Genomic DNA, 12,672 nt, shown 5'->3' with positions numbered 1-12,672 from the left:
TTCAGGTGAAAATTACAAAAATTGCGCACAACATTGCTTAAATTTTTTGCCTGAACCGCAAATACACGGCTGTTTCATGGTGATTTGCATGTTTGTGGTCGGATCAAGGAAATACCAGGCATCTGCATGCTTCACAAAATGTGAAACTTCATGATGAACCTGCGCCTGATTGCCATCATGATAATGGGCCTTGAATTCGACCTGGGCATGGTTCTTGTCCAGTTTTTCCCGGGCCTGAACGACTTCCAGCTTGAGCCACTGATTGGCCTTGCTCCAGTCACGAATTGCCGCCACATCCAGCGCCTGTTGCTGGCCTAAGGCTGTGGTTTTCACAATATAGTCAATTTCATGCCGGGCAAAGGCACTATAACGCGAACGCATCAATTGTTCTGCACTTTGTGCTTTGAGCTGCCCCAAATGCAAGGGCTGGCAACAGCGGGCATACTCCCCTGCACCACATGGACACTTTGCTTCTGACATCAATTTTTTTCCAATAAAATAGCCCGACTCTGCGGGCTATTTTAATTCAATCTCGGGGTTGAAAGATCATCTGTGCAGGATGAAATTAACTTTCAGGTTCATTTTGATTGAGCGGGATAATATGGACCTTATCAATTTTATGGCCATTCATCGTCACCACTTCAAAAATGTGTTCGTCGGCTTCCAGTTTCTCGCCGCTTTCCGGCAAACGTCCCAGATGGAACAGGATATAACCGGACAAGGTCGAATACTGTTCGGACTCATCCACCAGATCACGGTTTAACAGTAAGGAAACATGACGAATATCGGTAGAACCTTCCAGGATTAAAGTTCCATCTTCCAGACTTTCTGCTGCAGTTTCAAATTCATCTTCATCCGGGAATTCACCAGCAATGGCTTCCAGCACATCAATCGGAGTAGCAATCCCTTCAATCGAACCGTATTCATTCAGCACAATCGCCATTTGCAGCGGTGCCTGACGCAATTGCTCCATCACCATCAATACCTGGGCATTTTCATGCATGATGACTGGCTCGCGTAAATGGCCTTCAAAATTCAGTTTTCCGGTTTCAATATATTCGTTCATGACTTTATGGGTCAGTACCACACCGGCAATATTGTCCAGCTCACCATGCGCCACAATCAAACGCGAATGGGTCGTGCTTAACAACTGCTCTTTAATGGAGTCTTCATCTTCATCCAGATCAATCCATTCCAGTTCCGGACGCGGTGTCATCACCGATTTGACTGGCCGCTCCGACAGTCCCAGCACACCTTGCACCAGCACACTATGGTAAACCCCGTTGTCTTCATTAAAGACCTCATCGGCAAAGGCACGGGTCGCCAGCACATCTTCGGCTTCATTGTTTTGTGATTCGCTTTTTCCCCCCAGCATGCGCATGACGGCAGAAGCGGTGCGGTAACGCAGGTCCGTCGTGGTCACCATCCGCTCCTGGTTACGGCGCATGGTCTGGTTGATAAATTCGACAATCACCGAGAAACCAATCGCGGCGTATAGATAGCCTTTAGGAATATGGAAACCGAAGCCTTCTACAATAAGAGAGAAACCAATCATCATCAGGAAGCCGAGGCACAGAATCACCACGGTCGGATGTCTGTTGACAAAGGTCATCAGCGGTTTGGATGCCCACAGCATGATCCCGACTGCAATCACCACTGCAATCATCATCACCGACAGGTCTTTGACCATGCCGACTGCGGTAATCACGCTATCCAGAGAGAATACGGCATCCAGTACCACAATCTGGACGATCACCATCCAGAACGCTGCATGCACCGGGTTTTCTTCTTTCTGCGGTTGGGCACCTTCTATGCGCTCATGCAGTTCCATGGTGCCTTTAAATAACAGGAATACACCACCAAACAGCAAAATCAGGTCACGGCCGGAAAAAGGATGATCCAGAACGTGGAACAGTGGCTGGGTCAAGGTCACCACCCAGGCAATCGAGGCCAGCAAAACCAACCGCATACACAAGGCCAGAACCAAGCCGATGATACGGCCTGCATTACGCTGTTCCGGGGGCAGTTTTTCCGCCAGAATGGCAATAAAAACCAGGTTGTCGATACCCAGTACAATTTCTAAAACCACTAAAGTTGCCAGTCCAATCCATGCCGATGGATCTGACATCCATTCAAAGATCATTGGATGTTCTCCTGTGCAGGATGATGAAGGACTGATTTTTGAAGGTTCATATTAAAATCGCTGAATATGCGATGAACAGCATTCTTTGTATTTTTTACGGAAGCATTGAAGTGTTCAGAGCGAGGACAACCACTACTCATGTTAATTCATTTATTGGAAAACAGATTTTTAGTATAGCAAGATGAAGTAGAAATTCATCCCTTTTTGCGTACCGGGCTGTTTTTCGCTCACCCAATATCAACAAATCTTTGCAAAGTCAGTATAAGGCTGATCACGACCTGTCATATTTAACCATTAAGCTAGAGACTGAAAAAATAAAATGCTATGGTAAAAATATAATGATGAACAGTGTATTAAAAATGACTCCCAAACATAACAATCCTACTCCCAAAACAACTCAACCTTTAATTGCACTCTACTGTGGTTCACGTTCAGGCAATAAACCGATTTATCAGGAAAAAGCCGTGGCTTTGGCTCAGGCACTGGCGGACCTGGGTTTCGGAATGGTATATGGCGGCGCAAGTATAGGCCTCATGGGGCAAGTGGCAGATGCCGTCAGACAGCGTGGCGGTGAAACGGTCGGGGTAATTCCTGAATTTATGCTGGATTATGAGATTGCACATCACCAGCTGACCGAATTACACATTGTACAAAGCATGCATGAACGCAAGGCCATGATGGCGGAACGTGCCAGTGCTTTTGTCGCTTTGCCCGGCGGCTTGGGCACTTTTGAAGAAATCCTGGAAATTGCCACCTGGGGGCAGTTAAATCAGCACCAGAAACCCATGATGCTCTATAACGTGAATGGCTTTTATGATGCCCTGATTAACCAGCTCGATCATGCCGTCAGTGAAGGTTTTTTACCGCCGCAGCATCGCGCCAAACTGATTATCTGCAATCATGCCGATCAGATTATCAATGCCATTAAAAATCTGGATGCACCAAAGCACTTTGCCATTTAAACCGATGTCCGAATACAAAAAGCGAGCTTACGGCTCGCTTTTTTTAAAGTTCAATTGAGCAGCTGTAAACATTAATCCCGAAGCCCTGTATCAAGCTGCGAATACTGAATTTGATCTGATCGAGTTTTTATTTGATTTAACTTTCAACTTTTTTATAACGCTGATCTTGTGCATGAACACCCCTCCCATTTCTGGACCAATTCATCTTCCTGGCTATGAATAGCACAACTTTTTCTTACACCCTCTTGAACGGATTGCTTTAAACTCTGTAAAAAATCGCTTTAATATTGTTATGAACGCCACCCCTTCGCATCAAGCCCTGCAACCTGAATTCCGACTGCTGGTTCTGTTGGTATCAATCGGTTTTTTTATGCAAGGTTTGGACACCACCATTGTCAATACCGCAATTCCGGCCATGGCAGCCAATCTGGCTGAAGATCCGCTGCAGATGCATAGCGTGGTGGTGGCTTATGTGCTGTCGGTAGCAGCCTGTATTCCCCTAAGCGGCTGGCTGGCCGACCGTTTTGGCGTGCGCAATACCTACTTTGCCGCCATCATTATTTTTACTCTTGCCTCACTGGGCTGCGGACTGTCCAGCAGTTTAAACCAGCTGCTCTTTTATCGGGTGATTCAGGGCATTGGCGGTGCCTTGTTACTTCCTGTAGGCCGGCTGGCGATGCTCAAGGTCATTCCGCGTACCCAGTTTTTATCTGCCATGAGCTTGATGAGCCTGGCCGGCCTGATGGGTCCCCTGATTGGCCCGACACTGGGCGGATGGATGGTCGAAATGGCAACATGGCACTGGATTTTTTTAATTAATATTCCGATGGGGCTTTTAGGGGTTCTCATCACCTTTAAAGCCATGCCCAACGTGACCGAGCCTGGCGTCAAGCCATTTGATTTTTCAGGTTTTATTTTGCTGGTGATTGCCATGGTGGGCCTTTCACTGGGCATTGAAAATTTTGCCAGCCCGCATCAATCGTTATGGTGGAGTATGGGTCTGGTGCTTGCGGGTGTATTGGCAGCGATTATCTATGCCATTCATGCCCATACGCATCACAACGCGCTGTTCCGGAGCACATTATTCAGCAATCGCATTTATGCCATTGGCATTATAGGGAATTTCTTCGCCCGCCTGGGCGGCAATGCCATGCCTTTCCTGCTCCCCCTGATGTTGCAGGTCGCCTTTGGCTTTGAACCGTTTATTACCGGCCTGTTGATGATTCCAACCGTGCTCGGTTCGCTCGCTTCCAAGCCGATTATCCGCCAGATTATTCAACGCTTCGGTTATCGCCAGGTATTGCTGGTCAATACCTTATTGGTCGGCGCATGTATTGCCAGTTTTGCCCTCACCACGGCGGATACGCCGATCTGGTTAAGAGCCTTACATTTCTTTGTCTTCGGCATGCTGAATTCTCTGCAGTTTGTTTCCATGAATACCCTGACGCTCAAAGATTTACCACAGCAGGATGCCAGCAGTGGCAACAGCTTTTTATCCATGATCATGATGGTCTCGATGAGTATTGGTGTGGCATTAGCCGGAACCTTGGTCAATGTCTTTAGCGCCTATTTCGGTAGCGAGCAGATCGTGACGGCTTTTCACAGCACCTTAATTTTCCTCGGCTGCATTAACCTGATTACCGCAGCCATTTTCTGGCAAATTCCACGTCACACTCCAATATAGTCAGACGCTATCAGAAACAACGTGGTCTGAATGTTCAGATCGCGTTATCATGTATTTGATAAATCACGCCTAAATTATCTATGCCTAAAAAACGATTCGCCAAAAACAGTCATAAAAAGCTCTACGCCTCTTGCATGGGCTTGGGACTGATTTGCGCTGCAATCGTATTGTATGTTTTTGTCTTGCATCATAATCCTACTTCGGCACAGGAATATCCGGTCAAAGGTTTTGATGTTTCACATCATCAGGGTGACATTCAGTGGCAGCAGATTTCCCCGCAGCGTTATCAATTTATCTATCTGAAAGCCACAGAAGGCGGTGATTTTAAAGACCGAAAATTTCAGGACTACTGGTTGCAGGCACGTGAACATGGCTTTCTGGTCGGTGCCTATCATTTTTACCGTTTATGCCGGGGTGGCGAAATTCAGGCGCAAAATTTTATTGAAACCGTACCCAATAAAGCCGATGCCTTGCCCCCGGTGATTGATCTGGAATATGACAGTAACTGCATCAACACCTATACCCGGGAACAACTGCTGAAAGAAATTCAGGTCATGCATGATCGGCTGTATCAGCACTATGGCAAGCAACCGATTTTCTATATTTCCAAGTCATTCTATAACATTGTTCTGGCGGGAGAGTTTTCAAAAACACCGCTGTGGGTCCGTGAATATCAAGGCAAGCCCGATTTAAAAGGCAAGCCAAAATGGCTGTTCTGGCAGCATACCAATCAGGGCACCATCAAGGGCATTAACAAAGCGGTAGACTTAAACGTGTTTAATGGGGATGAGGATGACTGGACACGCTTTTTAGAATGCAATGGAATCTATCCACTTAAAAAAGTTGAAAAATTACCAAAAAAATAACAGGATAAGTCCCTACCTTTAACCACAATAAAAAATAAAACTGCATAAAAACGGGAAATTTATGGCAAATCAAAAAGGATTTTGGCGCGTGGCAGTAGGCATCAGCATACTCGTTGGAGTGGCTGCTGTCGTTTTGCTCCTGCAACCTTCAGGTCAGATGTCAAATTTTCAAAAATGGCAATATCAAGCCTCTGAAAAAGCGGCTGCACCTGCAACGCTTCAGGTCAAATTCTTTGGCGTTTCCACCCTGCTTTTTGATGATGGCAAAACCCAAGTTTTAATTGACGGTTTCTTTAGTCGTCCTTCCATTGCAGAGGTGCTTTTCACCAAAATCCAAAGTCTGCCTCAAGTCGTTCAACATATCGTGCAACAGCAGCAGTTACAAAGAACCCAAGCCATACTGGTGACCCATTCACATTATGATCATGCGCTGGATATTGCCGAACTTGGGAGACAGCTTCCCCACGCTAAAATTATTGGTTCCAAAAGCAGTCTGAATATTGCAGGTGGCGGCCATATTGCAGAACAGCAACTCATCCAGGTTCAGCCTTTTAAATTCATCAGCTTTGGGCAATTCAAAGTAATGGCCATTCCCTCCCAGCATACGCCACCCACTGCCGTGAATAATGACCTTGGTGAAGAAATTACCCAGCCGCTGCAACTTCCTGCCCATTTCTCGACATTTAAAGAAGGCCATAGTTTTGACTATCTGATTGAACATTCAGGTCAGCGCATTTTAGTCAAAGCCAGTACGGGTGCTGTACCGGATCAACTGAAAAATTTAAAAGTGGATACTTTATTTTTAGGCATTGCCCAGCTGTCACGCCAATCGGAACAATTTCAGCAAAACTATCTGGATCAAACCCTGAGAAGCTTAAGACCTAAAGTCGTGGTACCGGTTCATTGGGATAACTTTTTCCAGCCGATTGACCAGCCTTTGGAATTTTTACCGTACCTGGCAGACAATACTGAACAAAGTATAAAAATACTGATTCGGGCAGCCGAACAACAACGCACCCGGCTGGTTTTACTTAGTCAACCTGTGTCGTATCCACTTGATCCTGCTCTACAATCTGATCGGTGAAGATGAGATACTGAAGCCCAGCATGTACAGGCAGAGTTTGGGACTGCATGAGAAAAATCATTCACATCGATATGGATGCCTTTTTTGCATCCGTAGAACTCAAAGACCGGCCGGAGTTACAACATTTGCCGGTGGTCGTGTCTTCACATCATCCACGGGCAGTCATTTGTGCAGCGTCCTACCCTGCGCGCGAGTTCGGCTTGCGCTCTGCCATGTCGATGGCACAAGGCCGAAAGCTTTGTTCCCATGTAGTCATCATTGAACCCGATTTTGAAAAATATCGTGCCATTTCTGCGCAAATTCATCAGGTATTTCAAGATTATACCCCGATGATTGAACCCTTGTCTTTAGATGAAGCCTATCTGGATGTCACAGAAAATCTGAAAAATATTCCGAGTGCCACAGAAGTGGCCATGCGTATACGGGAAGATATTTTTAAAGTTACCGGTTTAACTGCCTCTGCCGGGGTCGCACCCAATAAATTTTTAGCCAAAATTGCTTCGGACTGGAACAAACCGGATGGCATTTGTGTCATTAAGCCTTCTCAAGTACAGAGTTTTATTCAGGATTTACCGCTAAAGAAAATTCCCGGTGTAGGAAAAGTGATGCAAGAAAAGCTCAAGCGGCTGCAATTGCAAACGCTGGGAGATTTACAAAAAATTGAGCAGAATGTATTGGTTCAGCATTTTGGCAAATATGGCAAACGACTTTTTCTCTATGCCCAGGGGATTGATGAACGGCCTGTACAAGTTGAACGTGAACGCCAGCAAATTTCCAAAGAAACCACCTTTGATGATGACCTGACCTTAATCCAATGCCAGAATGCTTGGCCTCGACTGATTGATCAAGTCTGGAGCAGTTTGGAGAGAAAACAACTCAGTGCACGCGGGGTTTCAGCCAAACTCAAGTTAAAAAATTTTCAGGTCTTGCAACACAGCAAAAGTTTCAAACAGCCTTTACAAAATCGGCAACAACTGGAACAGGTACTGCAACAGCTAATCACTGAAATGCATATTCCGGAAAGTTATCAGTTTCGCCTGATTGGCGTTGGGCTTTACCAGCTTTCGGAGCAGCAGGATCAGTCACAGCTTTCACTCTGGTAGTATTTGCACGTTTTTCAATCAAAAGAATAAAATTAGACCAATTAATGATACACAAACATGATTTTTGCGGTACTCTATGGGCGCGATACATTTATCCATGTAAACGCCGAGATGCTAAAAATCACCTTTACTTTTAGCATGCTGTCCTGTGATTGGCGTGACGATCAAATCCGAATGTTACAGGGCAACTCTGTTGAACCGCATGGACTCTCCATCACATCTCTTCTGCATTTTTTATACACTCTCAAAAAACAGCATATTTTCATACTCTACTGAATCATTTTATCAATGCTGCTGTAAATCCGTCTGATTTTTTCCGGTATGTTCTGATTTTCCTTCCTGTTAATTTTAAAAAATCTCTTCCGTTACTGTTTCAGCTTCATCATGGCTGCCCCGATAAATGATTTACGCTAAAGGCGCATGGCATTATGATATTGCCATTTACTAGGCTGCAGGCTATGTGTCCACAATATGGCGCTTAGCAACTATGCCGAAAATAAAGGACTCTTATTATGACAGTACAACGTCTGCACGTTGAAAAGCGCTTTTCTGAAATTGCCATTTCAGGCAACCTGGTCCATCTGGCGGGTCAATTGGCTGCGGATACAACGCTAGACATTAAAGGTCAAACCCGGCAAACCCTGGAAATTATTGATCGCTTGCTGGCCGATGCCGGTACAGACAAGAGTCAGATTATGTCGGTGACCATTTATTTAAAAGATATTGAAAATGACTACGCAGCGATGAATGAAATCTGGGATGCCTGGGTCGCTGATATTGAAGCCCTGCCTCGCACCTGTGTCGAAGCCAAGCTGTATGCCCCTGATGTTTTGGTGGAAATGACCGTCACTGCTGTGCGTGCATCAAATTAAAAGCAAAAAAATAAGCATGAACAGTCATTCATGCTTATGCTGATTTAACCTAACATTCGGATTTTCTTTCGTCCCAAATCTGGATAAAACTCATACTTTTTTATTGTAGCTTCTGTTAACTCATCCAGCTGAAAATCAGCAGGGTTTTCAATTAAAAAATCTTGTCTTAACTGAAAATATTCCGGTACATCTTCATAGCGAATCACCCGATATCCAGCCATCGCCAACAGCGCATCCTGATATTGGGCATTTTGCGGATGCCTTAAAGCCATCGGATCATCCAGTGCAATAATGGCAGAAACCTGATGATGTTCATCTAAAATCACAAAATCTGCCACCATGTTACGATATTTATGGCGGGTACGGCTGTATTTGGTCGTCAACAAGGCATCAAATGAAACATGCGTCAACACTGTGCTGTGCGGCAATATTTCTTTGAGACGTGTAAAAGTTATCTGTTCACTAATATTAAAAATAGCTCTTTGTTTTAAAGCACTATCTTGCTGTTTAGCACTACCTTCCAGACTTTTCCAAGCCTTCAGCAGAACGCCAAACAGAAGTAAACTTCCGACCAAAATATAAATTATCATCCTCTTAATCCTTTAATTTTTTATAGTCTTTTCCGGTGTCACACCGATGATTGTTATAAAATTCAGTATACAACAATTATTTTTATTAAATATTTCAAGTAAACAAACTGCATTTAATCATGACAAAATCATCATAAATGCTGACAAAAAGTTGTACTGATTTTATTTTTACCTCTATGTCCAAATTGAATCCATTTTCAGACACAAAACAACTGTATCGCAAGGCACAGTAGGGATGCAAGATTACTTTTTGAGATTGTCCTACAATTCCGACGAACTGTTTCATTCGCCATTATTTTTTTAACTTAATGATAAAAAAAGAACGCCGGAGCGCTCTTTTTTATTTTTAAATCAAGCTTTTGATTTAGGTTTAGATTTAGTTTTGGATTTAGAACCCGCAAATGGACGTTTTTCCCCGGTTTCACGTGGTGGCAAGCCGGTATGTTGAGTCAAAATCTGGCCTTTTTTAGGACGATTATTGTCATTTGTATTGGCAACATTACGTGATTGATTACGTGCAGTATTTTCACCTGTACGTTTTGCAGAATCTCCCGCCAAGGTCGAGTTTTTCTTGCGTGCAGACTGATATTGCCCTTCTGTGCCTTGTGGTTGATAGCTCGGAATCAGATGTTGTTTCGAATTACCAATCAAGTCTGAGCGGCCCATTTCTTTCAAAGCTTCACGTAACATTGGCCAGTTATTTGGATCATGGTAACGCAAGAAGGCCTTATGCAAGCGGCGACGTTTCTCACCTTTCACAATATCCACATTTTCAGTATAACGCGCCACTTTCGCCAGCGGGTTTTTACCGGTGTAATACATGGTCGTTGCTGTGGCCATTGGCGATGGATAGAAGGTTTGTACCTGATCGGCACGGAAACCGTTCTTTTTCAACCAAATCGCCAAATTCATCATGTCGTAATCGGTCGTTCCCGGATGCGCCGCAATGAAGTAAGGAATCAGATACTGTTCCTTACCTGCTTCTTTACTAAAGCGGTCAAACATCTGCTTGAAACGGTCATAAGTGCCAATACCCGGCTTCATCATCTTCGACAACGGACCTTTTTCGGTATGTTCAGGCGCAATCTTGAGGTAACCACCAACGTGATGGGTAACCAATTCTTTGACATATTCAGGGTTTAATACCGCCAGGTCATAACGTAAACCTGAACCGATCAGAATTTTCTTGATGCCCTTAATCGCGCGTGCTTTACGGTATAATTGCGTCAACGGTGCATGGTCGGTATGCAGGTTTTGACACACGCCCGGGAACACGCACGATGGTTTACGGCAGTTCTTTTCAATCTCCGGATCTTTACAGTGCAAACGGTACATGTTGGCCGTTGGACCACCCAAGTCCGAAATAATGCCGGTAAAGCCCGGTGCGGTATCACGAATCTTTTCCACTTCACGAAGAATTGAGTCTTCCGAGCGGTTCTGGATAATACGGCCTTCATGTTCCGTGATTGAACAGAAAGTACAGCCACCGAAGCAACCACGCATAATGTTGACCGAAAACTTGATCATGTCAAACGCTGGGAAACGTGCATTGCCATATGCAGGATGTGGCAGACGTGCATAAGGCAGATCAAACACATAATCCATTTCTTCTGTGGTCAATGGAATAGGTGGCGCATTCAACCACACATCACGTTCCCCATGCTTTTGTACTAAGGCACGTGCATTTCCCGGATTGGTTTCCAGGTGCAAAATACGGTTGGCATGCGCATACAGCACAGGATCATTCACTACTTCTTCAAAAGCAGGTAAACGGATTACCGCAAGTTCACGTGGTGGCAATTTATGTTTAATGGCTTTAGAAGCAGGTTGTAACTGCACAATTTGCGTATCGGCATCCAGATTGTCGCCTTCACGAACAACTGGATTTGCTACATGTTCTTTCTGGAAACCTTGGTATTGGCTTGAGTCTTTCCCCTGTTCAATCTCACAACCTTCAATATCTTCAGTCATGACATAAGGGTTGATAATCGGATCGACACGACCAATCGCATCCACATCATTCGATGCAATTTCAACGAATTTGGCTTTAGAGGCCCTGTTATGTTTATTGACAATAAATGCCGTACCACGGACATCCGTGATGTCGGTAATTTTTTCGCCTTTGGCCAAACGGTGCATCACTTCGACAATCGAGCGTTCGCCATTACCGTACATGAGAAGATCAGCTTTAGAATCCATCAATACCGAACGCCGAACTTTGTCTGACCAGTAGTCATAGTGCGCAATACGACGTAACGACGCTTCAATACCACCGAGCAATACCGGCACATCAGGATAGGCTTCGCGCACACGCTGGCAATACACGGTTGCCGCGCGGTCAGGGCGTTTATTCGGCACATTGTCTGGTGAATAGGCATCATCTGAACGGATTTTACGGTCGGCCGTATAGCGGTTAATCATCGAATCCATATTACCTGCGGTCACACCCCAGGCAATATTCGGTTTACCCAATACACGGAACGCATCCACACTGGTCCAGTCCGGCTGAGCAATAATCCCAACACGGAAACCTTGAGCTTCCAAAGTACGGCCAATGATGCCCGAACAGAAAGAGGGATGGTCAATATACGCATCACCGCAGACCAGAATAAAGTCACAACTGTCCCAACCGAGTTGATCCATTTCCTCGCGTGACATCGGCAAAAATGGCGCAGGTTCAAAACACGACGCCCAATATTTGTCGTAATCAAACAACGCTGTAGGCGCTGTCTGCATGGTATAAGCAGTAGACATGGCTAGCAATTCTCGGCTGGCAGATGATGGAAGACCTGAAAATTAGATCAAAGATGAAAGCCGAGTATTTTAGCATGAATTCGGCTGAGGTTGCTTGATTATAATTTGTACAAAACCAGTGATTTAATTTATCTTCCCAAAATAATCACTTCAGTTGAAAAAGCTTCTCCAGTAAGTGATCACCTATAGGGTTAAACATACTCATTCTTTGAAATATGCAAATTGGATGGGATAAGATTTGAAATATTTTAAAGTCAGCAAACTCCAAAATCTGATGATTAGAATGTTTAGACTCGAATCTTAGGAGCTAAATATTTCCCACGCATAAAAAAAGCCCCCTGCTTATGCAGAGGGCTTTTTCGAATAATGAGCTGGCGATGACTTACTCTCACATGGGTAATCCCACACTACCATCAGCGCTAAGAGGTTTCACTTCTGAGTTCGGGAAGGGATCAGGTGGTTCACTCTTGCTATGGTCGCCAGCACAACTGTTTATGACTTTGCGTTTGGTCTTATCTTTTCAGTGCCGTTGCTTGGTCAAATGAGTTATTAACAGGTTATATCTGAGTTTCGTATTTTGTTCTTTAGCGTTCACTAAATCAAGTATTTTACTG

At 44.6% G+C, this 12,672-nt stretch carries 10 protein-coding genes and 1 rRNA gene; 6 read left to right on the top strand and 5 right to left on the bottom strand.

Translation table 11 applies throughout. The annotated features are described in order from the left end of the window. Positions 1-12: 12 nt before the first annotated feature. Complete coding sequence (locus H4I94_RS01160) at positions 13-480, bottom strand: YchJ family protein (protein WP_261181071.1); 468 nt, start codon at positions 478-480, stop codon at positions 13-15. Positions 481-565: 85 nt separating this feature from the next. Further along, positions 566-2,143: a TerC family protein gene (locus H4I94_RS01155; RefSeq protein WP_261181070.1), complete on the bottom strand. Its 1,578-nt coding sequence runs from the start codon at positions 2,141-2,143 to the stop codon at positions 566-568. A 341-nt stretch (positions 2,144-2,484) separates the two neighbouring features. On the opposite strand from H4I94_RS01155, the gene H4I94_RS01150 reads away from it, so the two are divergent. From H4I94_RS01150 to H4I94_RS01125, 6 genes are all read left to right on the top strand, one after another. Beyond that, positions 2,485-3,105 carry a TIGR00730 family Rossman fold protein gene (locus H4I94_RS01150; protein ID WP_092819252.1) on the top strand — a complete coding sequence of 207 codons (621 nt, stop codon included), beginning with the start codon at positions 2,485-2,487 and terminating at the stop codon, positions 3,103-3,105. Positions 3,106-3,397: 292 nt separating this feature from the next. Then, on the top strand, positions 3,398-4,789 hold the full coding sequence (gene mdtD, locus H4I94_RS01145; RefSeq protein ID WP_261181068.1) for a multidrug transporter subunit MdtD: 1,392 nt from the start codon (positions 3,398-3,400) through the stop codon (positions 4,787-4,789). Between the two features lie 80 nt (positions 4,790-4,869). After that, positions 4,870-5,655 (top strand): glycoside hydrolase family 25 protein, encoded by a 786-nt coding sequence (locus H4I94_RS01140; RefSeq protein ID WP_261181064.1) that lies wholly within the window; start codon positions 4,870-4,872, stop codon positions 5,653-5,655. A 61-nt stretch (positions 5,656-5,716) separates the two neighbouring features. Further along, a complete protein-coding gene (locus H4I94_RS01135) occupies positions 5,717-6,739 on the top strand; it encodes an MBL fold metallo-hydrolase (protein ID WP_261181062.1) in 1,023 nt (340 codons plus the stop codon). Between the two features lie 47 nt (positions 6,740-6,786). After that, on the top strand, positions 6,787-7,842 hold the full coding sequence (dinB, locus tag H4I94_RS01130) for a DNA polymerase IV (protein ID WP_261181060.1): 1,056 nt from the start codon (positions 6,787-6,789) through the stop codon (positions 7,840-7,842). Positions 7,843-8,354: 512 nt separating this feature from the next. Next, positions 8,355-8,714: a RidA family protein gene (locus H4I94_RS01125; protein ID WP_092819235.1), complete on the top strand. Its 360-nt coding sequence runs from the start codon at positions 8,355-8,357 to the stop codon at positions 8,712-8,714. A 44-nt stretch (positions 8,715-8,758) separates the two neighbouring features. Here the strand turns inward: H4I94_RS01125 and H4I94_RS01120 are convergent, their stop codons facing one another. The 3 genes from H4I94_RS01120 to rrf form a co-directional block, all read right to left on the bottom strand. After that, positions 8,759-9,304, bottom strand: a complete 546-nt coding sequence (locus H4I94_RS01120) for a DUF2726 domain-containing protein (RefSeq protein WP_092819236.1) — start codon at positions 9,302-9,304, stop codon at positions 8,759-8,761. Positions 9,305-9,655: 351 nt separating this feature from the next. Next, the gene (locus tag H4I94_RS01115) at positions 9,656-12,058 is read right to left on the bottom strand and encodes a YgiQ family radical SAM protein (protein WP_092819237.1); all 2,403 of its coding nucleotides are present in this window, start codon (positions 12,056-12,058) and stop codon (positions 9,656-9,658) included. Between the two features lie 369 nt (positions 12,059-12,427). Further along, positions 12,428-12,542, bottom strand: a 5S ribosomal RNA gene (rrf, locus tag H4I94_RS01110). Positions 12,543-12,672: the final 130 nt, after the last annotated feature.

Origin of the sequence: Acinetobacter sp. T_3_1, from assembly GCF_025377055.1 — a bacterium.
Classification (GTDB): Bacteria; Pseudomonadota; Gammaproteobacteria; order Pseudomonadales; family Moraxellaceae; genus Acinetobacter; species Acinetobacter kookii.
The sequence above is the reverse complement of the archived record's forward strand: the minus strand, read 5'-3'. Positions and strand labels throughout refer to the sequence as shown.